Raw genomic sequence first — 24024 nt, 5'->3', positions numbered from 1 at the left:
CCGGGTGGCGGCGATGCCTTACCCGGCCTACAAAATGCGTGCGGCACTCGCCGCCGCACGGTTTACCCCATCCTGTGCTCGCCCCGCAACATCGCCTCACGGTCAAACACCCGCTGGATCTCCCCGTGCGCCATAAATGCCGCCCGGTCGGACATATGCGCAATCACGTCCGCATCGTGGCTCACCAGCAGGTAGGTCATGCCGTGCTGCGCCTTCAGGCGGTTGAGCAGGTTCAGGATCTCCGCCTGTACCGACATATCCAGCGCCGAGGTCGGTTCATCCAGCAGCAGAAGCTGCGGGCGCAGCAGCAGCGCGCGGGCAATGGCCACGCGCTGACGCTGTCCGCCGGAAAGCTGATGCGGGTAACGCCTGCCCGCGTCGGCAGCCAGACCCACCTGTTGCAGCGCATCCGCCACCTTTTCGGCAACCTGGGTTTCGCCGTGGATATTTAACGGCTCCGACAGGGTGCGGGCAATGGTGTGGTTCGGGTGCAAAGACGCCCACGGATCCTGGAACACCATCTGCACGTTACGGCGAAGCGCGCCTTCAAAACGTCGTCCCGGCCGTAAATTTTCCCCGAGGACGGAAATGTGGCCATTCCACTCGCGCAGCAGCCCCGCCAGCACGCGCAGAAGAGTCGATTTGCCGCAGCCGGATTCACCGATCAGGCTGAAGGTTTCGCCTTTTTCGATGGCAAAACTGGCGGCGGAAACCGCCGTTTTTTCACCAAAACTCACCCGGAGCTGGTTAACCTCAACGAGTGCCATTGTCGGCCTCCTTCCACGGTTGCGAACGGTCGAGCGTCGGCAGCATCTGGCCAAACGTCCCGGCGTTCGGGCGGCAGGTCCAGAGCGTGCGCGTGTAGGGATGGGTTGCCTGCGGCAACTGGCTCGCCGCCATTTCATCAACGTTCTCACCCTGATACATCACCAGCACGCGGTCACAGTGTTCCGCGACGAGCGGCAAGTCGTGGCTGATTAACAGCATCGCCATCTGCCGCGCCTCGCACTGCTGTACCAGCAGCTCCAGGATCTGGTTGCGCAGGCGTGCGTCCAGCGCGGAAGTCGGTTCGTCGGCGATCAGCACCTGCGGGTTGTTGACGAGCGCAATGGCGATCATCACGCGCTGGCCCATGCCGCCGGAGAGTTCACCGGGATAGCGCTGGAGCACGTGCTCGTTCAGCCCTACGGCACGGATGATATCGTGAATGCGCGCCAGGCGTTCGGCGCGGGGCAGGCGCTGATGGAGGGTCAGCGCCTCATCAAGCTGGGCGGCGACGGTTTTCACCGGGTTTAGCGCGTAGCGCGGGTCCTGTAGAACCATCGCAATGCCGTTGCCGCGCAGCGCCTGCCAGCGGCGGCTGTTCAGGGTCAGCAGGTCGTTGCCAAGCACGTTAAGCCGCTTAGCGCTCACGATGCCGGGCTTGCGCACCAGCCCCATCAGGGCGCGGGCAGACATGGACTTGCCGGAGCCGGATTCTCCCACCAGCGCCAGCCGCTCGTTGCCCAACGTAAAGCTCAGGTTGTTGACCACGCGCGCGGCGGGGTAGTCGATATTCAGCGCATCGACGATGACGCGGTGTTCAGTCATGCTGTGGCTCCAGTACGTCGCGCAGGCCATCGCCCAGCAGGTTAAAGGCCAGGCTGGCAAACAGAATCGCCCCGCCTGGAATGGCGGCAATCCACCACTGGTCAAAAATGACCTGCATGCCGTCGGCAATCATCGCGCCCCATTCCGCCATCGGTGGACGTGCGCCCAGGCCAAGGAAGCCCAGCCCGGCGGCGGCCAGAATGATCCCGGCCAGATCCAGCGCCAGCCGCACAATCGCGGAGGGCAGGCACAGGGGCAGAATATGGCCGACCAGCAGGCGCGGGCCGCGAATGCCCATCATCTCCGCGGCGGCCAGATAATCGCTGTGGCGCAGACGCTGGATTTCACTGCGCGCCTGGCGCGCATAGGCAGGCCAGGTCGTTAAGGCCAGCGCCAGCGCGCCGTTCACCAGACCGGGGCCGAGCATCGCGACAAACGCGAAGGCGAGGATCAGGCGCGGCATCGACATCACCACGTCGGTAAAGCGCATCAGGATGCGCTCCATCCAGCCGCCGTAGTAGCCTGACAAAATCCCCACCAGCAGACCGGCGGGGAGGGTAATAACGGTGACTAAGACCACCAGCCCCAGTGCCGGACGGGTGCCGTAGATTAATCGGGAGAGCAGATCCCGCCCATAGCTGTCGGTACCCAGCCAGTGCTGCGCGTTGGGCGGTTGCAGACGCGCGGCGGCGTCCTGCCAGTTGGGATCATGCGGCGCAAGCCACGGCGCGAACAGGGCAATAAGCACCAGCAGCGCGATGGCGATCAGCCCGCAAAACGCGGCAGGGGAGCGGCGCAGGCGGCGTAAGAAGAGATAAAACGGCATTAGCGCACCCTGGGATCGGTCGCCCGCACAAGCAGGTCGGTAAGGTTATTGATCAGAACAAAGCAGACGCCAATCAGCAGCGTGCCGCCCATCACGGCGGTGGTGTCACCGGCGAACAGGGCCGTGGTGAGGTAGCGCCCGATGCCCGGCCATGAGAAGACGGTTTCGGTTAATACCGCGCCCTCCAGCATGCTGGTGTAGGCCAGCGCAATCACCGTCAATAGGGTACTGCGAATGTTCGGCAGCACGTGACGCAGCAGGATGGTCATCTCTCCGGCGCCTTTGGCGCGGGCGAGCAATATGTACTCTTTGTTCATCTCGCTCAGACAGGCGGAGCGCGTCAGGCGGGTGATACTTGCCAGCGAGTAGTAGGCCAGCAGCAGCACCGGCAGCACCAGGTGGCTGATGGCGTTGTGGAACGCCTCGCGGTCGCCGGAAAGCCAGGTATCAACCAGCGCAAATCCGGTTCGTGGCTCGACGGTGAATTGCCAGATGTCGTCCAGCCTGCCGGGGCCGGCGCTCCACTGTAGTTTCGCGTAGAACAGAGCCAGCATCAGCAGTCCGAGCCAGAATATCGGCACCGAATTGCCGAGCAGGGTGAGCGTTCTGATCGCTAAGTCCAGTGGCGAACCGGCGTAGCGGGCGCACAGCACACCCGCAATCACGCCGAGTACCGTGCCGATAATTAGCGCCAGCGTTGCCAGTTCCAGCGTGGCGGGAAAGGCGTGCAGCAGGTCCTGCAATACCGGCTGACCGGTAGCGCTGGCGGTGCCTAAATCACCGTGAGCGAGGTTTTGCAGGTAGTGCCAGAACTGTACGGGAAGAGGCCGATCCAGCCCAAGCTGGTGGCGAACCTGATCGTAAGTGGACTGGCTGGCGTGATCGCCGACAATCTGCAATACGCGATCGACCGGGGAAAAGGCAGAGAGCGCAAACGTGACCAGCAGTAGCCCGAACAGCGTGAGCAGGAGAGTCAGCAGACCCTGAAGCACGCGGGTGGAAAGATGTGGCATGGGAAATCTCTTTATGCCGGGTGGCGGCTTCGCCTTACCCGGCCTACAAAAACCAGGAACGTAGGCCGGGTAAGCGCAGCGCCACCCGGCAACAAGGGCTACTTCGTAACGCGATCGTACCAGACCATATCTGCGTTCAGCCCCTGCTGATACCCCTTCACGTTATCGCGCACCACGATCTGGGTTTTGCCCTGGTCAACGAACACGTACGGCGAGTTATGCTGTAACTGTTCCTGCATCTTCTTATACAGATCCAGACGTTTTGCCGGATCCGGCTCGGCAACCGCCGCCAGCGTAGCGTTGTTCAGCTCCGGAATTTTCCAGCCGTTAAGCCCGGCCACGGTGCTGGATTTCCCGTCATTCCATGCGAAGGCGCTGGCGTTGGAGTGCGCATCGAAGTAATCCGGGATCCACAGACGGATGGCCGCCTGATGTTGTTTCGCACGCACGCGGGCGTACACCTGGCTACCCGCAGCGGGCAGCAGATCCACCTTCACGCCGCCCTGAGCGAAGCTCGCCTGCATGGATTGCGCGATGGTGATGAACGGCGGTTTATTCTCTACGTCCAGCGTGAAATGCGCGTCTTTGATGCCCGCTTTGGCGAGGATCGCTTTTGCTTTTGCCGGGTCAAACGTGAACGGATTGTCTTCCAGCGCGCCCGGCAGGCCGACCGGCAGGAAGCTCTGATGAACAAAATACTGGCCTTTCAGCAGGTCTTTGGTGATGCCTTCATAATCCACCAGCCAGCGCGAGGCCTCCCAGAACGCAGGATTATTCAGCAGCGGGTTAGCGCTGTTGCCGGTGTTAAACACCAGATAGTTTTGCTCGGCAGAAGGAATGCTTAGCACCTTCACGCCCGGCTTGCCGCTGAGGGCGCTTATCTGGTCTGCACCCAGATCGCGCGCCACGTCCGCATCACCCTGCTGGATCAGCAGGCGGCGGGAAGCGGGATCGGGGACGTTTTTAATGATGATGCTTTTAAGCTTCGGCGCGCCGCCGGGCGCGGAGTCGTTGGCTTCCAGCACGATGGCCTGATGCGGCTGGTAAACGCGCATTTTGAACGCGCCGCTGCCCGCAGAGTGCATTTTTAACCACGCGTTGCCGAAGTCGTTATCCTTCACGTTCGCCGCAACCTGTTTTTCATCGACGATGGAGGCAATCGGCGTGGAGAGAATATTCAGCGCCACCGACGGGCTAACGTCGGCCGTCCAGTGAAGCGTGAGGGTATGGTCGTCCACTTTCTTTAGCTGGCTGGCGATGTTGCTGGCGTCCCAGCCCAGTACGTTGAGGATAAACGCCGGGGATTTGTTCAGCGTCACGGCGCGGGTATAAGAGAAGATCACATCTTCCGGGCGCAGCGGGTTGCCGGAGGCGAATTTCGCATCGGGCTTAAGTTTGATGGTCAGAGTTTTTGCTGCTGCGTCTGCTTCCCAGCTTTCGGCCAGAACCGGGGTGATTTTCTCCGGGTTATCGCGGTCCGGCTGTACCAGACGCTGATACAAACTCGGTACGGTCTGGATGCTGGAAAGTTCGTTGGCTTCGGCCGGGTCAAGGCTCACGATATCATCCAGACCCTGGGCGACAACCAGCGTGTTGGGTGGGGTAGCGGCATGAGCAGCGCTGGAGAGCGCAGCCAGCACCAGTAACGGCAGCAGTTTTTTAGTCATAGCGATCCCTGAAGAAAATATATTGTGATTGTTTTATGCACCGTTACGGTAGGCTGGCTGAGGATTTCCTCAAAGTCGAAATTCTGCTTTGCTTATGCCATCCGGGAATAACGCATTCGGTCTGGTTATGAGTCACCTCTCTTTGCGTTCGCTTTTTAACCTGCTATAACAAACTCCTTACCTTTCAGGGAGTCATCGCCGTGCCCGAAATCAATCAACATGGTCAAACCGTTAACGATATTGTCCCGGACTGGAAATGCGCCCGCGCGTTAACCCGTACCCTGCTCACCGGGCAGTATTGCCGCCTGGAGCCGCTGGATGCCGACCGCCATTCGGCTGATTTGTTTGAAGCCTATGCGCTGGGTGACGACAGCGACTGGACGTGGCTTGCCAGCACCCAGCCTGGGAGCGTTGAGGCCACTGCGCACTGGGTACTGGGAAAGGTGCTGGATGACGACCTGGTGCCCTTTGCCGTCATCGATCTGCGCACCGAAAAGGCGGTAGGGCTGGTCAGCTATATGGCGATAGAACGCTTTCAGGGCTCGGTTGAGATCGGCCACGTCACCTGGTCGCGCAGAATGAAGGGCACCCGCGTGGGTACCGAAGCGGTGTGGCTGCTGCTGAAAAATGCCTTTGAGCATAAATATCGTCGGCTGGAGTGGAAGTGCGATTCGATGAACATCGCCTCACGCAACGCGGCGGAGCGGCTGGGGTTTGTCTGGGAAGGGCGCCTGCGCCAGAAGCTGGTGCGCAAAGGACGCAACCGCGACAGCGATATGCTTTCGATTATTGACGGCGAATGGCCGCAGCGCGATGCAGAGCTGCGCGCCTGGCTGGCGGCGGAGAATTTTGACGGGGAAGGACGGCAGGTTAAGCGGCTTGAAGCATTTCGGAAATAATTTCCCCTCACCCTAACCCTCTCCCAGAGGGAGAGGGGACGATGACACCCTCTCCCTTTGGGAGAGGGCCGGGGTGAGGGGAGACGTTCGCACTCAGCGGCGAACCGGCGCCCCGTTCGCCACATAATACGCCGCCGTGCTCTTCGCCAGCGGCTCGCGCCCGCGAATGGCGTCGGCAATCTTTTCGCCAATCATGATGGTGGTGGCGTTCAGGTTGCCGGTGATAATCTGCGGCATGATCGACGCATCCACTACGCGTAACCCTTCCAGCCCGTGAACCCGGCCTTCGCCGTCGACCACCGCCATTTCGTCGTAGCCCATTTTGCAGGTGCCGCACGGGTGGAAGGCGGTTTCAGCGTGGTTGCGCACGAACTCGTCCAGCTGTTCATCGGTCTGGCATTCGACGCCCGGGCTGATTTCGCGACCGCGATACTTGTCCAGCGCTGGCTGGTGCATGATCTCGCGGGTGATGCGGATCGCGTCGCGGAACTCCTGCCAGTCCTGCTCGTGGGACATGTAGTTGAACAGGATCGCCGGATGCTGGTGCGGATCGCGCGACTTGATGCGCACGTGGCCGCGGCTCGGCGAGCGCATGGAGCCAACGTGGCACTGGAAGCCATGTTCTTTCACCGCGTTCGAGCCGTTGTAGTTAATCGCCACCGGCAGGAAGTGATACTGAATGTTCGGCCACTCGAACTCCTCGCGGCTGCGGATAAACCCGCCCGCTTCGAAGTGGTTGCTTGCGCCCACGCCTGTGCCGCCAAACAGCCACTCCGCGCCAATCTTCGGCTGGTTCCACCATTGCAGGGCAGGGTAGAGGGAGACCGGCTCCTTACATTCATACTGAAGGTACATCTCCAGGTGATCCTGCAAGTTTTCACCCACGCCGGGTAAATCATGCACCAGCGGGATATCAAACTGCTTCAGCAGTTCAGCGTTGCCCACGCCGGAGCGCTGGAGGATCTGCGGAGACGCGATGGCTCCCGCGCACAGCAGCACCTCTTTCTTCGCTGTCGCTTTTGACGGAATGGTGCTTTCGCCTTCCAGCCACTCGACGCCCACCGCGCGCTTGCCGTCAAAGATTATATGATCGGTCATGGCGTGGCTGCGGATGGTCAGGTTCGGGCGTGGTTTGGCCTGGTCCAGATAGCCGCGCGCGGTGCTGGCGCGTCGGCCCTGCGGCGTGACCGTGCGGTCCATCGGGCCGAAGCCTTCCTGCTGATAGCCGTTGAGATCGTCGGTGCGCGGGTAGCCCGCCTGCACGCCCGCCTCTACCATCGCTTCAAATAGCGGGTTCACGCCCGGCTTAGAGGTGGTGACGCTCACCGGACCGTCGCCGCCGTGGTAGTCGTTCGGCCCCACGTCGCGGGTCTCTGCCTTGCGGTAGTAGGGCAGGCAGTTGAGATAGCTCCAGTGCTCCAGACCCGGTTCTTTCGCCCAGTTGTCCAGATCCATCGCGTTGCCGCGCACGTAGCACATGCCGTTGATCAGCGACGAGCCGCCCAGCCCTTTACCTCGTCCGCACTCCATGCGGCGGTTGTTCATGAAAGGCTCTGGCTCGGTTTCATACGCCCAGTTGTAGCGCTTGCCCTGCAACGGGAAGGCCAGCGCGGCAGGCATCTGGGTGCGGAAGTCAAAGCGATAGTCCGGCCCGCCCGCCTCAAGCAGCAGGACGGTGGTGTTCGGATCTTCAGTCAGTCGTGTTGCCAGAACGTTGCCGGCAGAGCCGGCCCCGATAATGATATAGTCAAATTGCAAATAAACCTCCCGGTTAAAATATGGACTGGAATTTACCCATCTCAACCTGGATGGACTTCACCTGGGTGTAACTCTGAAGCGTCATGACGCCGTTCTCGCGGCCAATGCCGGAGTGTTTGTAGCCGCCGACCGGCATCTCTGCGGCGGATTCGCCCCAGGTGTTGATCCAGCAGATGCCCGCTTCGAGCTGATGAATGGCGCCGTGGGCGCGGTTCAGATCGGCAGTGACGATGCCCGCCGCCAGACCGTAGTCGGTATCATTGGCGCGGCGAATGGCCTCTTCGTCAGTGTCATAGGTAAGAATGGACATCACCGGGCCGAAGATCTCTTCGCGCACGATGGTCATTTCGTCGGTGCAGTCGGTGAACACGGTCGGGGCCACCCACGCGCCGTTGTCAAAGCCGTCACCCTTCAGCACGTCGCCGCCGCACAGCACGCGCGCGCCTTCCTCTTTGCCTTTGGCGATGTAGCGCAGCACGCTGTCGCGGTGCGGGAAGCTGACCATCGGGCCAAAGTTGGTGCTTTCATCGAACAGATCGCCCGCGCGGATGCGGCCCACGCGCTCGACGATTTTTTGCTCAAACGCGGCTTTGACCTTCGCGGGCACGAACACGCGGGTGCCGTTGGTGCACACCTGGCCGGAGCTGAAGAAGTTCGCCATCATGGCGATATCTGCCGCGAGATCCAGATCCGCGTCGTCAAATACTATTAGCGGGGATTTACCGCCCAGCTCCATCGTCACCTCTTTCAGGGACGAGGCCGCCGAGTTCGCCATCACCTTTTTGCCGCTGGCCACGCCACCGGTGAAGGAGACTTTGGCGATGCCCGGATGCTCGGTCAGGAACTGGCCGGTCTCTGCGCCCACGCCCGGCAGGACGTTAAACACGCCGTCCGGCACGCCCGCTTCGGTGTAGATCTCCGCCAGCTTCAGGGCGGTAAGCGGCGTCACTTCGCTCGGCTTGAAGATCATCGCGTTGCCCGCCGCCAGCGCCGGGGCCGATTTCCACAGGGCGATCTGGATCGGGTAGTTCCACGCGCCGATGCCCGCCACCACGCCCAGCGGCTCGCGGCGGGTGTAGACGAATGAGGTGTCGCGCAGCGGGATCTGGCTGCCTTCCAGCGCCGGGATCAGCCCCGCGTAGTACTCCAGCACGTCTGCACCGGTGACGATATCCACGGTCGAGGTTTCGGAAAACGCTTTACCGGTGTCGAGGGTTTCCAGCGTTGCCAGCTCGTCGTTGCGCTCGCGCAGGATATCGACGGCGCGGCGCAAAATGCGCGAGCGCTCCATGGCGGTCATCGCCGCCCAGATTTTTTGCCCGCGTTTTGCGCTTTCGACGGCGCGGTCCACGTCTTCGCGCCCGGCGGCCTGCACGGTTGCCAGAACTTCACCGTTCGCCGGATTGATGGTCTCGAAGGTGCGACCGCTGGTGGCGGATGTATAACCACCATTGATATAAAGCTGCTGTTCTGCCATTCGGGACATAAATTCTCCTCGGTTAATCGGTCGGTAGATGCTGGCTGATAAAGTGGCTGGTGAGCGACTGGGCCAGGGTTTTATCCAGCGGTTTGCCGCTGAGCGCAGCGCGCAGCCACAGCCCGTCAATCAGTGCGGCGAGCCCGTAGCCCGCCTCTTCAGCCTGTTCACGCGGCAGCTCGCGGCGGAACTCGTACACCAGGTTTGAGAGCAACCGACGGCTGCTGACCTGCTGCAAACGGTAGAGCATCGGCTGATGCATGCTGCTCGCCCAGAAGGCCAGCCAGGCCTTCATCGCCGCGCCGCTGACCTGGGTTTCATCAAAATTGCCGCCAACAATCGCCTGCAAACGCTGCTCTGCGCTGCCGTCCGGCAGGGCGCGTAAACGGCTTAATACCGCGTCGCGCAGCTGACCGGTGATGTCGCGCATGGTTGCTTCCAGCAGACCGTTTTTATCTTTGAAATAGTGGCTGATGATCCCCGTGGACACGCCCGCCCGACGGGCGATTTGCGCGATGGTTGCGTCATGCATTCCCACTTCATTAATTGCTTCCAGCGTGGCATCGATTAGCTGCCTGCGCCGGATCGGCTGCATCCCCACTTTGGGCATTTTTGCCACTCCATTCATCAGCGTTGGTTAACTATTAAAGCGGTTTTTGATTGGACGTTCAATATAAAATGTGTCTTAATTGTTGCGATTTTGGATTTCAATAGTTACAAAAACAGTGGGGATACTGGATGACAGACCTTTCACAAGACAGAGAAAAAGACAAAATCAACCCGGTCGTTTTTTATACGTCCGCCGGGCTGATTTTGTTGTTTTCCCTGACGACGATCTTCTTTCGTGATTTTTCTGCCGAGTGGATTGGGCGCACCCTGAACTGGGTGTCAAAGACCTTCGGCTGGTACTACCTGCTGGCGGCGACGCTCTATATTGTCTTCGTGGTCTGCATTGCCTGCTCGCGCTTCGGTTCGGTGAAGCTCGGGCCAGAGCAGTCCAAGCCCGAGTTCAGCCTGTTGAGCTGGGCCGCGATGCTGTTTGCCGCGGGTATCGGCATCGACCTGATGTTCTTCTCGGTGGCGGAACCGGTTACGCAGTATATGCAGCCGCCGGAAGGGGCAGGGCAGACGATGGAGGCCGCGCGCCAGGCGATGGTCTGGACGCTGTTCCACTACGGCCTGACGGGCTGGTCGATGTATGCCCTGATGGGCATGGCGCTCGGATACTTTAGCTATCGTTATAATTTGCCCCTTACCATCCGCTCCGCGCTGTACCCGATTTTCGGCAAAAAGATCAACGGCCCGATTGGTCACACGGTAGACATCGCGGCGGTGATCGGCACCATCTTCGGCATCGCCACCACGCTCGGGATTGGCGTGGTGCAGCTTAACTACGGGCTGAGCGTGCTGTTTGACATCCCGGATTCGATGGCGGCGAAGGCGGCGCTGATTGCGCTGTCGGTGATTATCGCCACCATCTCGGTGACCTCCGGCGTGGATAAAGGGATTCGCGTGCTCTCCGAGCTGAACGTCGCGCTGGCGCTGGGGCTGATCCTGTTCGTGCTGTTTATGGGCGACACCTCGTTCCTGCTCAATGCCTTAGTGCTGAACGTGGGTGATTACGTGAACCGCTTTATGGGCATGACGCTGAACAGCTTCGCCTTTGACCGTCCGACAGAATGGATGAACAACTGGACGCTGTTCTTCTGGGCGTGGTGGGTGGCGTGGTCGCCGTTTGTCGGCCTGTTCCTGGCACGTATTTCGCGTGGGCGCACCATCCGCCAGTTCGTGATGGGCACGCTGATCATCCCGTTCACCTTTACCCTGCTGTGGCTGTCGATTTTCGGCAACAGCGCGCTGCATGAGATCATCCACGGCAATGCGACCTTCGCCCAGGAAGCGATGGCGCACCCGGAGCGCGGCTTCTACAGCCTGCTGGCGCAGTATCCGGCGTTTACCTTTAGCGCGTCGGTAGCGACCATTACCGGTCTGCTGTTCTACGTCACCTCGGCGGACTCCGGCGCGCTGGTGCTGGGGAACTTCACCTCGAAGCTGAAGGACATTAACAGCGACGCGCCGAACTGGCTGCGCATCTTCTGGTCCGTCGCCATCGGCCTGCTGACGCTCGGCATGCTGATGACCAACGGTATCTCTGCGTTGCAGAACACCACGGTGATCATGGGCCTGCCGTTCAGCTTCGTGATCTTCTTCGTGATGGCCGGGCTGTATAAATCGCTTAAGGTGGAAGACTACCGCCGCGTCAGCGCCAGCCGCGACACCGCCCCGCGTCCGCTGGGCGCGCAGGACAGGCTGAGCTGGAAAAAACGCCTCTCGCGCCTGATGAACTACCCTGGCACGCGCTACACCAAACAGATGATGGAGACGGTCTGCTTCCCGGCCATGGAAGAGGTGGCCCAGGAGCTGAAGCTGCGTGGCGCCTACGTGGAGCTGAAAAACCTGCCGCCGGATGAGGGCGAGAACCTGGGGCACCTGGATCTGCTGGTGCACATGGGCGACGAGCAGAACTTTGTCTATCAGATCTGGCCGCAGCAGTATTCGGTGCCCGGGTTCACCTACCGGGCGCGCAGCGGGAAGTCGACCTACTACCGGCTGGAAACCTTCCTGCTGGAAGGCAGCCAGGGGAATGATTTGATGGATTACAGCAAGGAGCAGGTGATCACGGACATTCTGGATCAGTATGAACGGCACCTGAACTTTATCCATCTGCACAGGGAAGCGCCGGGAAATAGCGTGATGTTCCCGGATGTCTAAGTAATGACAAACTCCTTTAATTAAAAATCCAGCCATTTTTTGCCGGGTGGCGCTGCGCTTACCCGGCCTACAAAACTCCAAAACTGCTTTTCCGTAGGCCTGATAAGCGAAGCGCCATCAGGCACGCCCTTCATTGACACAACTTTAATGATAATTATTTTCATTTAAATATAGCCTGTGCTATACCTTATAGCACAGGCTAATTTTGCTTTGATTTTAATCACCTCAGGAGACTTCTGCGATGCATCCACGGCAAGGATTGAAGCGACTGTTGCTCGGCGCGCTACTCATGACCGCGACCACGACCGGCGCGCTGGCGGCTGAAAAGTTCCAGGTCATCACCACTTTTACCGTTATTGCTGATATGGCGAAAAACGTGGCGGGGGATGCCGCAGAGGTCACCTCCATTACCAAACCGGGCGCGGAAATTCACGAATACCAGCCCACCCCGGGCGATATCAAACGCGCGCAGAAGGCACAGCTGATCCTGGCGAACGGCATGAATCTGGAGCTGTGGTTCCAGCGCTTTTATCAGCACCTGAACGGCGTGCCGGAGGTGATTGTCACCAAAGGCATCACCCCGATGGGCATCAGCGAAGGGCCCTATAACGGCAAGCCCAACCCGCACGCGTGGATGTCGCCGGACAACGCCCTGATTTATGTCGATAACATCCGCGACGCGCTGGTGAAGTACGATCCGGCCAATGCCCAGAGCTATCAGCGCAACGCGGAAGCCTACAAGCAGACGATCACCGCCACTCTCGAACCGCTGCGTAAGCAGGTCGCGGAAATCCCGGAAGACAAGCGCTGGATGGTGACCAGTGAAGGCGCTTTTTCCTATCTGGCGCGGGATTTGGGCCTGAAGGAGCTGTACCTGTGGCCGATCAACGCCGATCAGCAGGGCACGCCCCAGCAGGTGCGCAAGGTTATCGATCTGGTGAAAAAACATCATATCCCGGCGGTGTTCAGCGAAAGTACCGTCTCGGATAAGCCCGCCCGTCAGGTGGCGCGTGAAACCGGCGCCCACTACGGCGGCGTGCTGTACGTTGACTCCCTGAGCGCGGAAAACGGTCCGGTGCCGACCTATATTGATCTGCTGAACGTCACCACCCGCACGCTGGTACAGGGCATCCGCGACGGGATGAAGGAGTAACCATGCAGAAGGGGATTGTTGTAACCGACGTGACCGTGACCTACCGCAACGGCCACACGGCGCTGCGCGACGCATCGTTCAGCGTGCCGGGCGGATCGATTGCCGCCCTGGTGGGGGTGAACGGTTCCGGCAAGTCCACGTTGTTTAAGGCGGTGATGGGGTTTGTGCGGGCGGCGAGCGGCACTATCTCCATTCTGGGGTTGCCGCCTCACCAGGCGCTGCGTCAGAACCTGGTCGCCTACGTGCCGCAGTCGGAAGAGGTCGACTGGTCGTTTCCGGTGCTGGTCGAAGACGTGGTGATGATGGGCCGCTACGGGCATATGGGTTTTCTGCGTCGTCCCAAAGAATGCGATAAGCAGATCGTCACCGACGCCCTGAAGCGCGTGGATATGCTTGAGCTGCGCCATCGGCAGATTGGCGAGCTGTCCGGCGGGCAGAAGAAGCGCGTGTTTCTGGCGCGGGCGATTGCCCAGCAGGGCGAAGTGATCCTGCTCGACGAGCCGTTTACCGGCGTGGACGTCAAAACCGAAGCCAGGATCATCAGCCTGCTGCGGGAGCTGCGCGACGAGGGTAAAACGATGCTGGTCTCGACCCATAACCTGGGCTCGGTCACGGAGTTTTGTGATTACACGGTGATGGTCAAAGGCACCGTGCTGGCGAGCGGCCCGACGGAAACCACCTTCACCGCCGAAAATCTTGAGCACGCCTTCAGCGGCGTGCTGCGCCACGTGGTGCTCAGCGGTTCGGAAGATCGCATTATTACCGACGACGAGCGCCCCTTCGTCACGCACCGACAGGAGGCCAAATGAACGTGCTTCTCGAACCCTTCGGCTACGAGTACATGCTCAACGCGATGTGGGTCTCGGCGATGGTGGGCGGGCTGTGCGCGTTTCTCTCCTGCTATCTGATGCTCAAAGGCTGGTCGCTGATCGGCGATGCGCTGTCGCACTCCATCGTGCCAGGCGTGGCGGGTGCTTACATGCTCGGGCTGCCGTTCTCGCTGGGGGCGTTTTTATCGGGCGGGCTGGCGGCGGGCAGCATGCTGTTTCTCAACCAGCGCAGCCGTCTGAAGGAGGACGCCATTATCGGGCTGATCTTCTCCTCGTTTTTCGGGTTGGGGCTGTTTATGGTCTCGCTCAACCCGACATCGGTGAACATTCAGACCATCGTCCTCGGCAATATTCTGGCTATCGCCCCGGAGGATATCGTCCAGCTGGCGATTATCGGCGTAGTGTCGATGGTTATCCTGCTGTTCAAATGGAAAGATCTGATGGTGACCTTTTTTGATGAGAACCACGCCCGCGCCATCGGCCTGCGCCCGGAACGCCTGAAAATTCTCTTCTTCACGCTGCTGGCGGTCTCTACCGTGGCGGCGCTGCAAACCGTCGGCGCATTTCTGGTGATCTGTCTGGTGGTCACGCCCGGCGCGACCGCGTGGCTGCTGACCGACCGCTTCCCGCGCCTGCTGATGATTGCCGTCGCCATTGGCAGCATCACCAGCTTCCTCGGCGCGTGGGCCAGCTATTACCTGGACGGCGCCACCGGCGGCATTATCGTGGTCGCCCAGACGCTGCTGTTCCTGCTGGCGTTCGTCTTTGCGCCAAAGCACGGTCTGCTCGCCAGCCGTCGTCGGGCGCGGGAGGCACACCCATGTTGACGCTGCTTCTCGAACCGTTCCAGTTTGCGTTTATGAACAACGCGCTGTTGATTTCACTCCTGGTGGCCGTGCCCTGCGCGCTGCTGTCGGTTTTTCTGGTGCTGAAAGGCTGGGCGCTGATGGGCGACGCCATGAGCCACGCGGTGTTTCCCGGCGTCGTGCTGGCCTGGATGATGGGCCTGCCGCTGGCGCTGGGCGCGTTCGTGGCCGGTCTGTTCTGCGCGGTCGCCACCGGATACCTGAAGGATAACAGCCGCATCAAACAGGATACGGTCATGGGGATCGTCTTTTCCGGCATGTTCGGCGCCGGGCTGATCCTCTATATCGCCGTCAAACCTGAGGTGCATCTCGACCACATTCTGTTCGGCGATATGCTGGGTATTAACGGGATGGACATTCTGCAAAGCGGTCTCGTCGCGGGGCTGATTGCGCTGGTGATTGGCCTGAAGTGGCGCGATTTTCTGCTGTTCTGCTTTGACTATCAGCAGGCGCAGGCGAGCGGCCTGCGCACCCGCTGGCTGCACTACGGCTTACTGTGCATGGTTTCGCTGACCATCGTCGCGACGCTGAAAGCGGTGGGGATCATTCTGTCGATTTCCCTGCTGATTGCGCCCGGCGCGGTGGCGGTGCTGATTACCCGACGCTTTCACATGGCGCTGCTGGTGTCGGTCGCCGTTTCAGCCCTCGTGTCGGTAAGCGGCGTGTATGCCTCGTTTTATCTCGACAGCGCGCCTGCACCGACCATTGTGGTCCTGTTCGCGATGGTGTTTATCGTGACGTTTGTGGTGACCAGCGTGAAGGCTCGTCGCCAGGAGCGTGTGACAGCAGGGTGATGACCTGTTCGCCGTGCTGCTGCCAGTGCAGGGGGAAGGCGGTGCCTTCGTTAAAGCCAGCCAGTTGACGGGTCAACGCCAGCGTGAGCGTCTTGTCGTCGAGCCTGGTAACGCGGGCGCAGTCAAAACCCATCCAGGCCTGTACCTGCGGAAAGAGGGCCTTAAACAGGCTCTCTTTGGCGCTGAAGACCAGCGTCAGGGCGAGGGCGAACGGGTATCGCGAGCGGGAAAGCACAGGTTCTTCCTGCGCATCAATAATGCCGTCTTTGATTTCCCTGGCTTCGTTTTCGGAGAGGATCGTTTCACAGTCGATGCCGATAAGCGCCGGGTATTGCGTGACGACGGCTATCGCCTGCGTGCCGCTGTGGGTGATGCTGCCGGAAATGCCGTGCGGCCAGAGCGGTTCCCCGCTGGGGCCGATGGCGGGCATGGTGTGGTCGGGCAAGGCGTGCGCGGCGGCGATGCGGCCTGCCAGGTGGTCGGCCTTGCGTTTGCGTCCGGCGTCAGCGAGCTGTGCGTGGTGGGGGAGCCAGAGGAGATCGGCGTCGGTGAAGGTGGCGGGGTCGAAGGTGACGCGGTGGAGGGTGTGGCCGGCGAGAGAAAATGTGCTGTGGGTGGTGTGCATGGTTTTCCCTTCAGTATTGTGCGGCCTGATGCCCTCTCCCCGGCCCTCTCCCACAGGGAGAGGGGGAAGTCATTGCCTATATCAGAACCTCGTATTCACGCTCATATACCAGGTACGGCCCGGTTCATTATACGTATACGCACCCGCACCGTACATATACGCACCCGTCGTGGTATTACCCGTGGTCTGGGCGTTACCTGCGCGCCACTGGCGTTTGTCGAAGACGTTGTCCACGCCGCCGGTCAGGCTGACGTTTTTGGTCACGTCCCAGGTCGCGCTCAGGCCAACGATGCTGTACGGGCTGACTTCGTCTTTCTCAGACCCGGTCACCGGCTGACCTTTGTAGTTGTACTTCTTCGGCTGCTGCTTGCCGTACCAGGTGAAGGTCGACTGCAAGGACACGTCCTGACGTACCTGCCAGCTCAGGGTTGAGTTCAGCGTGTACTCCGGGATGATCGACAGACGATCGCCGGTCTCCTTGTTCTTGCTTTGCAGCATGTAGGTGATGTTGTTGGTCCAGTTGATGGTGTCGCTGACCGGCACGTTCAGGGAGCCTTCCAGACCTTCCACTACCGCCTTCGGCACGTTTTCCCACTGGTAGATATCGGTGGTGACTTTGCCGGTGGACGTCTGGCCAATCGGCGCGTAGCCCGCTTCAATCTTGTTGCGGTAGTCGTTGCGGAACCAGGTCACGCCCGCCAGCCAGCCGTCGCGTTTCCACTCCAGGCCAATCTCTTTGTTGATACTGGTTTCCGCTTTCAGATCGTCGTTACCCATCATGTAGCAGCCCACGCCGTCGGAACTGGCGTAGCAGCCCTGGCCTTTGCTGTACAGCAGGTAGTTCGGGTTGGTCTGATACAGGCTTGGCGCTTTATAGGCGCGCGCGATGCCCATCTTCAGGGTGAAGTCATCCCCCAGACCCTGCGACAGGTTCAGGGACGGGCTCCAGTTATTGCCGACAATAGTATGGTGGTCGAAGCGCAGGGCAGGGGTCAGCATGGTGCTGTCGGTCAGCTCCATGTTGTTTTCGGCGAACAGGGAGAAGATCTCCGCTGAGGTGTACGGGCTACGGTCTTCGCTCATGCCCGGGATAGTGCCGCCCTGCTGGGTTTGCGAGAAGGAGGTCGAGTCCTTCATGCGCTGCTGGTTCCACTCGGTGCCGAGCGTCAGGTTCTGGTTCACAATGAAATCAATCGGCAGGTTGATTTCGCTGTGCAGCATCACGTCGGCCAGATCGGTATCGGTGAACTTATTGCTGTTGAACAGGCCTTCCAGACCGCCCGCCAGCCCTTCGCCCAGACGAGAGTTGCGGGTGTGCTCGTACTGCGCCCAGTTGCTGGTGGTGATGCCGTTATCCCAGCCGCCGTTCCAGGTCACCGCGAAGTTCTGACGATAGATACGGTTAGTCTCTTTACCGTAGTTTTTCTTCACCAGCGCGTTGTCGTTGTTGGTGTTCTGCGTGTCACCCGCATAAAGGTTGTTCTGGCGGCTGTAGCCCGCTTCAAACTCCAGCGACTGCATCGGTGCGAAGTCCCAGCGCACCACGCCGTTGATGTCTTTATTTTCCACCCCTTCACGGCCTGCGGGCAGGGTGTTGGCGTAAGCGCCCGTGCGATCGGACTGATGACCCTGGTTGATGTCCCACGCGTCGGCCTGGGTTTTATCCAGGTTACCGTACATGCGGAAGCTGAAATCCCCGCCCAGCGGGCCGCTCAGGCTGAAGTTGGTGCGTTTGGTGGAACCTTCGTCTTTATGCTCTGGCGCGTTCAGATAGGTGTTCCAGGAGCCGTGCCACTGGTCGTCGAATTTTTTGGTGATGATGTTCACCACGCCGCCCGCAGCACCATTACCGTAGCGGGCAGCGGCCGGGCCACGGATCACTTCGATGCGCTCGATCATCTCCGGCGGGACCCAGCCGGTATCGCCGCGGGTATCACGCTCGCCGCGCCAGCCCAGACGGATGGAGTTGCGGCTGGTAACCGGCTTGCCGTCAATCAGGATCAGGGTGTTTTCCGGGCCCATGCCGCGAATGTCAATCTGACGGTTGTTCCCGCGCTGGCCGCTGGTGGAGTTGCCGGTCAGGTTAACGCCCGGCATGGTGCGGATGATTTCCGCCACGTCGCGCGCGGGCGGGTTTTTGCGGATCTCGTCGGCGGTGATGGTCGACACGCCCGGCGCCTGCAAATTCTGCTCGGCGGCGGTGATCACCATGGTGTCTTCGTGCTGCGCGGAGGCGGTGTTGTCGTCTGCCATGGCGGGCAGCGCGACACCATAAATCCCTAAATTGACCAGCAAGGCCAGAGAGTGAATCTTCTTATTCATTGTACGTCCCGCTTTTATGGTTATTTAATGAGCGCGCTTCCCACAGCGCGGGCATTACGCTATTGCAAATGAAAATAGTTATCAATAATATTATCAATAAAATTTGCTCTGCAACAAAAAAGACTGTTAAACATGGGGTTATAAGGGTGACGGGGTTAACAACCGGAAGTGAAGCGTGGTGGCAGGCGAAAAACGGGCCGGAACGGGAACGTCATCAGGAAAACTATCGCGTGACATTCTGGTGGCGGGACCCGGCGGGAACGCAGAAAACGTCGACGGTGAAACGCGTCTGGCTCTACGTCACCGGCGTGACCGATCACCATCAAAATGCCCGTCCGCAGTCCCTTGAACGTATCCCGGATACTGACGTCTGGCAGTGGCAGGGCGAGTTCAGCCCCGAATGGCGCGGCAGCTACTGTTTTATCCCCTCCGACAATGAAAACGATTTTGCCAGCGCAGTGTTTGAGGGCGAGCAGCCGGACCGCATGGCGCTGCGCGAAGGCTGGCGCAAACTGCTGCCGCACGCGGTGTCTGACCCGCTGAATGTCCAGAGCTGGCGCGGCGGGCGCGGGCACGGCGTCTCGGCGCTGGAGATGCCGGAGGCGCCCGTACAGCCCGGCTGGAACCATCCCGATACCCCTTACAAAAAGCCTGTCTGCATTGAGTGGCACAGCGCGCGTCTGAAGAACCGTCGCCGCGTGTGGATTTTTACCACCGGGGATGAAAGCCCCGAGCGCCCGCTGGCGGTGCTGCTCGACGGGCAGTTCTGGGCCGAAAGCATGCCCGTCTGGCCTGCGCTGGCGTCGCTCACCCATGAAGGCAAACTGCCGCCTGCGGTCTATGTCTTAATCGACGTGATTGACACCGCACACCGCAGCCGCGAGCTGCCGTGTAACCCTGATTTCTGGCTGGCGGTGCAGGACGAACTCCTCCCGCAGGTGAAAAGCATGGCCCCGTTCAGTGACCGCGCCGACCATACCGTGGTGGCGGGCCAGAGCTTCGGCGGTCTTTCCTCCCTCTACGCGGGCCTCAACTGGCCGCAGCGTTTTGGCTGCATCCTCAGCCAGTCCGGATCCTACTGGTGGCCGCACCGCGGCGCGCAGCAGGACGGGCTGCTCATCGAACAACTCAAAGCGGGTGAAAAAACCGCTCGCGGGCTGCGCATCGTCCTTGAGGCCGGGCGCAACGAACCGCTTATCTTGCGCGCAAACCAGGCGATCCTCGCCGAACTACACACTCAGCAACCGGTTTTCTGGCGTCAGGTTGACGGCGGACACGATGCGCTTTGCTGGCGCGGTGGGCTGACGCAGGGGCTGATGACCCTCTGGCAGCCGCTTATTCAATAACGGAGTCTGTATGGAATTCAGCAATCCTTTCGATAATCCGCAGGGACAGTTCGCCATTTTGCAAAATGACCAGGGGCAGTACAGCCTGTGGCCGCAGCAGTGCGAGTTGCCCGCGGGCTGGCGCGTGGTCTGCGAACCGCAATCTCAGGAGGCGTGCCAGCAGTGGCTGTCGGAACAGTGGCAGACGCTTGAGCCGTCTTATTTTGCGGGGGAGCGCGCATGAACCGTCTCCCTCTTGTCGCCGCCCAGCCGGGGATCTGGATGGCAGAGCAGCTTTCCTCCCTGCCAAACGCCTGGAGCGTCGCGCACTACACCGAACTGAAAGGCGCTATCGACGCGCCATTGCTGGCAAAAGCCATCGCTGAAGGCATGATGCAGGCCGACACGCTGCGGATGCGTTTTGCCGAAGATAACGGTGAGGTGTGGCAGTGGATCGATGAGGCCATGATCCTGCCGGAGCCGTCCATCGTGCGCGTTGACTGCCACGACGCCGCCGTGGCGCTGATGGAGGCCGATCTCAACCAGAACCTGCGCGTCGACAGCGGTCAGCCGCTGACGTTTCACCAGCTGATTCAGGTGGGAGAAAACCGCTGGTACTGGTATCAGCGGTATCATCATCTGGTGGTGGATGGCTTCAGTTTCCCGGCCATTACCCGCCAGATCGCCGCCATTTACGCTGCGTGGCAGAAAGGTAAATCCACGCCAGCCTCCCCGTTCACCCCGTTCGCCGAGGTGGTGGAGGAGTATCAGCGCTATCGCGACAGCGAGGCGTATCAGCGCGACGGTGCTTTCTGGGCCGAGCAGCGCAAACAGCTTCCTTCTCCGGTCTCGCTCTCTTCCGCGCCGCTGCCGGGACGCGCCGCCACCACCGATATCCTGCGCCTGAAAATTGCGATGGACGGCCGTGCGTTCAGCCAGCTTGCACAGATGGCAGGCCAGGCGCAGCGTACCGATCTGGCCCTTGCGCTGGTGGCGCTGTGGCTGGGCCGCCTGACCGGACGGCTGGACTACGCCGCCGGGTTTATCTTTATGCGCCGTATGGGCTCCGCCGCGCTGACCGCGACCGGACCGGTGCTCAACGTCCTGCCGCTGGCGGTGAATATTCGCCCGCAGGAGAGCCTGCCGGAACTGGCGCTGCGCCTGGCGAACCAGTTGAAAAAAATGCGCCGCCATCAGCGTTACGACGCCGAGCAGATCGTGCGCGACAGCGGGCGTGCCGCAGGCGATGAAGCCCTGTTTGGTCCGGTGCTGAACGTTAAGGTGTTCGATTATCAGCTGGATATCGACGGCGTGGAGGCCATGACCCACACGCTGGCGACCGGCCCGGTGAACGATCTGGAGCTGGCGCTGTTCCCGGACGAGCAGGGCGGACTGAGCATTGAGATCCTCGCCAACAGGCAGCGTTACGACGAGGCGACGCTGAAGGGACACGCGGCGCGCCTGAACGCAATGCTGACGCAGTTTGCCGCCAATCCGGACCTGCGCTGTGGCGACGTGGAAACCGTATCAGAGCAGGAATACTCCCGGCTGGCGCGCATCAACGATACCGGGCTGGCGCTGCCGTCCACCACGCTGGCAGATCTGGTCGCGGAGCAGGCGAGCAAAACGCCGGACGCCCCCGCGCTGGCGGATGCCCATACTGAACTGAACTACCGCCAGATGCGCGAGCAGGTAGTCGCGCTGGCAAACCTGCTGCGCGCGCGCGGCGTGAAGCCGGGCGACAGCGTGGCGGTGGCGCTCCCGCGCTCGGTGTTCCTGACCCTGGCGCTGCACGGGATTGTTGAAGCTGGCGCCGCCTGGCTGCCGCTGGATACCGGTTACCCGGACGACCGTCTGCGGATGATGCTGGAGGACGCGAAGCCGTCGCTGCTCATTACCACCGACGAGCAGCTTCCGCGCTTTGACAATCTGCCGATCGCCACCTTTAGTTACAACACACTATTACCGGCCACCGATGCTGAACCTCTGCGCCTGGCGAAGCCGGAGCAGACCGCGTACATCATCTTTACTTCCGGTTCGACGGGACGTCCAAAAGGGGTGATGGTCGGCCATACCGCCATCGTTAACCGCCTGAAATGGATGCAGGATCATTATCCACTGACGGCGCATGACGTGGTGGCGCAGAAAACGCCGTGCAGCTTTGACGTGTCGGTGTGGGAGTTCTGGTGGCCGTTTATCGCCGGGGCGAAGCTGGTGATGGCCGAGCCGGACGCGCACCGCGATCCGCAGGCGATGCAGAGCTTCTTCGCAGAATATGGCGTAACCACCACCCACTTCGTGCCGTCGATGCTGGCGGCGTTCGTCGCCTCGCTGACGCCGGAAAACGTCGACTGTTGCAGGACGCTAAAGCAGGTGTTCTGTAGCGGCGAGGCATTGCCAACGGCGCTGTGCCGCGAATGGGAACAGCTCACCCATGCGCCGCTGCACAACCTCTATGGCCCGACCGAAGCGGCGGTGGACGTCAGCTGGTATCCGGCGTACGGCCCCGAGCTGGCGGCGGTGGAAGGCAACAGCGTGCCTATCGGCTTCCCGGTGTGGAATACGGGGCTGCGCATTCTGGACGCGATGATGCGCCCGGTGCCGTTCGGCGTGGCGGGGGATCTGTATCTCACCGGCATTCAGCTGGCGCAGGGGTATCTGGGCCGTCCGGACCTCACCGCCAGCCGCTTTATTGCCGATCCGTTTGCCCCCGGCGAGCGAATGTACCGCACCGGGGACGTTGCCCGCTGGCTGGACAACGGCGCGGTGGAATATCTGGGCCGCAGCGACGATCAGCTGAAAATCCGCGGCCAGCGCATCGAGCTGGGCGAAATCGACCGGGCGATGCTCGCGCTACCAGATGTGGCTCAGGCCGTAGCGCACGCCTGCGTGTTCAACCAGGCGGCTGCCACGGGCGGCGATGCCCGTCAGCTGGTGGGGTACGTTGTCTCCGAATCCGGCTTACCGCTGGATCGCGACGCGCTGCTTGCCTCACTCAAAGCCCAGCTGCCGCCGCATATGGTGCCGGTGGTGCTGCTGCAAATCAGCGCGTTGCCGTTAAGCGCCAACGGCAAGCTGGATCGCAAGGCGTTGCCGCTGCCGGAGCTGACCAGCAAAACTTCCGGTCGCGCGCCTGAGACGCAAACCGAAGACGCCGTGGCGCAGGCGTTTTCTGACCTGCTGGGCTGCGCGGTGAACGATATCGAGGCCGATTTCTTTGCCCTCGGCGGCCACTCGCTGCTGGCGATGCGCCTCGCGGCTCAGCTCAGCCGTGCGTTCAGCCGCAAGGTCACGCCGGGGCAGATTATGGTCGCCTCGACGGTGAGTAAGCTTAGCGGCCTGCTGGACTCGCAGATGAGCGACGAGCAGGCGCAGCGTCTGGGGTATGAAACTGTTCTCCCGCTGCGTGAAAGCAACGGCCCGACGCTGTTCTGCTTCCATCCGGCGTCCGGCTTTGCCTGGCAGTTTAGCGTCCTGGCGCGCTACCTCAGCCCGCGCTGGTCAATCGTCGGCATTCAGTCGCCGCGCCCGGACGGGCCGATGCAGCAGTGTGCGGATCTCGATGCGGTGATCGAGCATCATCTGAACACGTTGCGTAAGCAACAGCCGCAGGGGCCGTATTATCTGTTCGGCTATTCCCTCGGCGGCACGCTGGCGCAGGGCATTGCGGCGCGCCTGCGCGAGCAGGGTGAAGACGTAGCGTTCCTCGGCCTGCTGGATACCTGGCCGCCGGAAACCCAGAACTGGGCGGAGAAAGAGGCCAACGGCCTCGATCCGGAGGTGCTGGCAGAAATTGAGCGCGAACGTCAGGCGTTTATCGCCGCCCAGCAGGGGCAGGGTTCCAGCGAGCTGTTTAACGCCATTGAAGGCAACTATGCGGACGCGGTGCGGCTGCTTACCACGGCACACAGCGCGCGGTTTGACGGTAAAGCGACGCTGTTTGTCGCCGAGCGAACGCGAACGATGGATCCGCAGGTCGCGTGGGCGCCGTGGGTGGGTGAGCTGGAGGTGTACAGCCAGGACTGCGCCCATGTGGATATTATTTCACCGCAGGCGTTTGAGAAGATTGGGCCGGTACTGAAGGAAATTTTGGGGTAACGTTTAAAG

General features: G+C 61.0%; 20 protein-coding genes. 9 read left to right on the top strand and 11 right to left on the bottom strand.

The genetic code is table 11. From position 1 onward, the window contains the following. Positions 1-62: 62 nt before the first annotated feature. From RHN82_RS03905 to RHN82_RS03885, 5 genes are all read right to left on the bottom strand, one after another. Positions 63-767 carry an ABC transporter ATP-binding protein gene (locus tag RHN82_RS03905; RefSeq protein WP_032103075.1) on the bottom strand — a complete coding sequence of 235 codons (705 nt, stop codon included), beginning with the start codon at positions 765-767 and terminating at the stop codon, positions 63-65. After that, on the bottom strand, positions 754-1590 hold the full coding sequence (locus RHN82_RS03900; RefSeq protein ID WP_033486434.1) for an ABC transporter ATP-binding protein: 837 nt from the start codon (positions 1588-1590) through the stop codon (positions 754-756). Before RHN82_RS03900 ends, RHN82_RS03905 begins: the two co-directional genes overlap by 14 nt. Further along, positions 1583-2416 (bottom strand): ABC transporter permease, encoded by an 834-nt coding sequence (locus RHN82_RS03895; RefSeq protein ID WP_047052893.1) that lies wholly within the window; start codon positions 2414-2416, stop codon positions 1583-1585. The genes RHN82_RS03900 and RHN82_RS03895 overlap by 8 nt, the downstream gene beginning before the upstream one ends. Further along, positions 2416-3429, bottom strand: coding sequence for an ABC transporter permease (locus RHN82_RS03890; RefSeq protein WP_017694356.1), 1014 nt, complete (start codon positions 3427-3429; stop codon positions 2416-2418). The genes RHN82_RS03895 and RHN82_RS03890 overlap by 1 nt, the downstream gene beginning before the upstream one ends. 98 nt (positions 3430-3527) lie before the next feature. Further along, positions 3528-5096: an ABC transporter substrate-binding protein gene (locus RHN82_RS03885; RefSeq protein WP_047052895.1), complete on the bottom strand. Its 1569-nt coding sequence runs from the start codon at positions 5094-5096 to the stop codon at positions 3528-3530. 200 nt (positions 5097-5296) lie between these two features. Between RHN82_RS03885 and RHN82_RS03880 the strand changes: the two genes are divergently transcribed. Further along, on the top strand, positions 5297-5995 hold the full coding sequence (locus tag RHN82_RS03880; RefSeq protein ID WP_047052897.1) for a GNAT family N-acetyltransferase: 699 nt from the start codon (positions 5297-5299) through the stop codon (positions 5993-5995). A 93-nt stretch (positions 5996-6088) separates the two neighbouring features. Here RHN82_RS03880 and betA read toward each other — a convergent pair whose 3' ends face one another. Genes betA through betI form a run of 3 tightly spaced genes read right to left on the bottom strand, consistent with a single transcriptional unit; the run spans position 6089 to position 9840 of the window. After that, on the bottom strand, positions 6089-7753 hold the full coding sequence (gene betA, locus RHN82_RS03875; RefSeq protein WP_047052898.1) for a choline dehydrogenase: 1665 nt from the start codon (positions 7751-7753) through the stop codon (positions 6089-6091). Positions 7754-7766: 13 nt separating this feature from the next. After that, positions 7767-9239, bottom strand: coding sequence for a betaine-aldehyde dehydrogenase (gene betB, locus RHN82_RS03870; RefSeq protein WP_047052900.1), 1473 nt, complete (start codon positions 9237-9239; stop codon positions 7767-7769). A gap of 13 nt (positions 9240-9252) precedes the next feature. Then, positions 9253-9840, bottom strand: a complete 588-nt coding sequence (betI, locus tag RHN82_RS03865; protein ID WP_003858827.1) for a transcriptional regulator BetI — start codon at positions 9838-9840, stop codon at positions 9253-9255. A 128-nt stretch (positions 9841-9968) separates the two neighbouring features. On the opposite strand from betI, the gene betT reads away from it, so the two are divergent. Beyond that, the gene (gene betT / locus RHN82_RS03860; RefSeq protein ID WP_047052901.1) at positions 9969-12002 is read left to right on the top strand and encodes a choline BCCT transporter BetT; all 2034 of its coding nucleotides are present in this window, start codon (positions 9969-9971) and stop codon (positions 12000-12002) included. Positions 12003-12022: 20 nt separating this feature from the next. Here betT and RHN82_RS03855 read toward each other — a convergent pair whose 3' ends face one another. Then, complete coding sequence (locus tag RHN82_RS03855; protein WP_154815869.1) at positions 12023-12166, bottom strand: hypothetical protein; 144 nt, start codon at positions 12164-12166, stop codon at positions 12023-12025. A 77-nt stretch (positions 12167-12243) separates the two neighbouring features. Between RHN82_RS03855 and RHN82_RS03850 the strand changes: the two genes are divergently transcribed. From RHN82_RS03850 to RHN82_RS03835, 4 genes are read left to right on the top strand one after another with little or no spacing between them, the layout of a single operon-like run. Further along, positions 12244-13155, top strand: a complete 912-nt coding sequence (locus RHN82_RS03850; protein WP_047052904.1) for a metal ABC transporter substrate-binding protein — start codon at positions 12244-12246, stop codon at positions 13153-13155. Between the two features lie 2 nt (positions 13156-13157). Beyond that, positions 13158-13964, top strand: a complete 807-nt coding sequence (gene sitB, locus RHN82_RS03845) for an iron/manganese ABC transporter ATP-binding protein SitB (protein WP_047052905.1) — start codon at positions 13158-13160, stop codon at positions 13962-13964. Further along, positions 13961-14812 (top strand): iron/manganese ABC transporter permease subunit SitC, encoded by an 852-nt coding sequence (gene sitC, locus RHN82_RS03840; protein WP_047052907.1) that lies wholly within the window; start codon positions 13961-13963, stop codon positions 14810-14812. Before sitB ends, sitC begins: the two co-directional genes overlap by 4 nt. Continuing rightward, a complete protein-coding gene (locus RHN82_RS03835; RefSeq protein ID WP_047052908.1) occupies positions 14806-15645 on the top strand; it encodes a metal ABC transporter permease in 840 nt (279 codons plus the stop codon). The genes sitC and RHN82_RS03835 overlap by 7 nt, the downstream gene beginning before the upstream one ends. Here the strand turns inward: RHN82_RS03835 and entD are convergent. Next, positions 15581-16270 (bottom strand): enterobactin synthase subunit EntD, encoded by a 690-nt coding sequence (entD, locus tag RHN82_RS03830; protein ID WP_047052910.1) that lies wholly within the window; start codon positions 16268-16270, stop codon positions 15581-15583. The genes RHN82_RS03835 and entD overlap by 65 nt on opposite strands. An 81-nt stretch (positions 16271-16351) precedes the next feature. Continuing rightward, positions 16352-18592, bottom strand: a complete 2241-nt coding sequence (locus RHN82_RS03825; RefSeq protein ID WP_047052915.1) for a TonB-dependent siderophore receptor — start codon at positions 18590-18592, stop codon at positions 16352-16354. 146 nt (positions 18593-18738) lie between these two features. Here RHN82_RS03825 and fes point away from each other — a divergent pair, with 146 nt between their 5' ends. Genes fes through entF form a run of 3 tightly spaced genes read left to right on the top strand, consistent with a single transcriptional unit; the run spans position 18739 to position 24015 of the window. After that, complete coding sequence (gene fes / locus RHN82_RS03820; RefSeq protein ID WP_047052916.1) at positions 18739-19938, top strand: enterochelin esterase; 1200 nt, start codon at positions 18739-18741, stop codon at positions 19936-19938. A gap of 10 nt (positions 19939-19948) precedes the next feature. Beyond that, on the top strand, positions 19949-20161 hold the full coding sequence (locus RHN82_RS03815) for an MbtH family NRPS accessory protein (RefSeq protein WP_047052918.1): 213 nt from the start codon (positions 19949-19951) through the stop codon (positions 20159-20161). Further along, positions 20158-24015: an enterobactin non-ribosomal peptide synthetase EntF gene (entF, locus tag RHN82_RS03810; protein ID WP_047052919.1), complete on the top strand. Its 3858-nt coding sequence runs from the start codon at positions 20158-20160 to the stop codon at positions 24013-24015. The genes RHN82_RS03815 and entF overlap by 4 nt, the downstream gene beginning before the upstream one ends. The last annotated feature ends 9 nt before the right edge of the window (positions 24016-24024 follow it).

The sequence above is a fragment of the Enterobacter cloacae complex sp. EB5 genome, assembly GCF_031432835.1.
Lineage (GTDB): Bacteria > Pseudomonadota > Gammaproteobacteria > Enterobacterales > Enterobacteriaceae > Enterobacter > Enterobacter hormaechei_C.
The sequence above is the reverse complement of the archived record's forward strand: the minus strand, read 5'-3'. Positions and strand labels throughout refer to the sequence as shown.

What these genes read in the sequence shown, in the direction of transcription:
- sitB (WP_047052905.1), top strand. Translation starts at nt 13,158, where the DNA reads ATGCAGAAGGGGATTGTTGTAACCGACGTGACCGTGACCTACCGCAAC.
- RHN82_RS03895 (WP_047052893.1), bottom strand. Translation starts at nt 2,416, where the DNA reads ATGCCGTTTTATCTCTTCTTACGCCGCCTGCGCCGCTCCCCTGCCGCG.
- RHN82_RS03900 (WP_033486434.1), bottom strand. Translation starts at nt 1,590, where the DNA reads ATGACTGAACACCGCGTCATCGTCGATGCGCTGAATATCGACTACCCC.
- RHN82_RS03825 (WP_047052915.1), bottom strand. Translation starts at nt 18,592, where the DNA reads ATGAATAAGAAGATTCACTCTCTGGCCTTGCTGGTCAATTTAGGGATT.
- RHN82_RS03855 (WP_154815869.1), bottom strand. Translation starts at nt 12,166, where the DNA reads ATGAAAATAATTATCATTAAAGTTGTGTCAATGAAGGGCGTGCCTGAT.
- entD (WP_047052910.1), bottom strand. Translation starts at nt 16,270, where the DNA reads ATGCACACCACCCACAGCACATTTTCTCTCGCCGGCCACACCCTCCAC.
- RHN82_RS03885 (WP_047052895.1), bottom strand. Translation starts at nt 5,096, where the DNA reads ATGACTAAAAAACTGCTGCCGTTACTGGTGCTGGCTGCGCTCTCCAGC.
- betI (WP_003858827.1), bottom strand. Translation starts at nt 9,840, where the DNA reads ATGCCCAAAGTGGGGATGCAGCCGATCCGGCGCAGGCAGCTAATCGAT.
- RHN82_RS03890 (WP_017694356.1), bottom strand. Translation starts at nt 3,429, where the DNA reads ATGCCACATCTTTCCACCCGCGTGCTTCAGGGTCTGCTGACTCTCCTG.
- RHN82_RS03850 (WP_047052904.1), top strand. Translation starts at nt 12,244, where the DNA reads ATGCATCCACGGCAAGGATTGAAGCGACTGTTGCTCGGCGCGCTACTC.
- entF (WP_047052919.1), top strand. Translation starts at nt 20,158, where the DNA reads ATGAACCGTCTCCCTCTTGTCGCCGCCCAGCCGGGGATCTGGATGGCA.
- betT (WP_047052901.1), top strand. Translation starts at nt 9,969, where the DNA reads ATGACAGACCTTTCACAAGACAGAGAAAAAGACAAAATCAACCCGGTC.
- sitC (WP_047052907.1), top strand. Translation starts at nt 13,961, where the DNA reads ATGAACGTGCTTCTCGAACCCTTCGGCTACGAGTACATGCTCAACGCG.
- betB (WP_047052900.1), bottom strand. Translation starts at nt 9,239, where the DNA reads ATGTCCCGAATGGCAGAACAGCAGCTTTATATCAATGGTGGTTATACA.
- RHN82_RS03905 (WP_032103075.1), bottom strand. Translation starts at nt 767, where the DNA reads ATGGCACTCGTTGAGGTTAACCAGCTCCGGGTGAGTTTTGGTGAAAAA.
- RHN82_RS03815 (WP_047052918.1), top strand. Translation starts at nt 19,949, where the DNA reads ATGGAATTCAGCAATCCTTTCGATAATCCGCAGGGACAGTTCGCCATT.
- RHN82_RS03835 (WP_047052908.1), top strand. Translation starts at nt 14,806, where the DNA reads ATGTTGACGCTGCTTCTCGAACCGTTCCAGTTTGCGTTTATGAACAAC.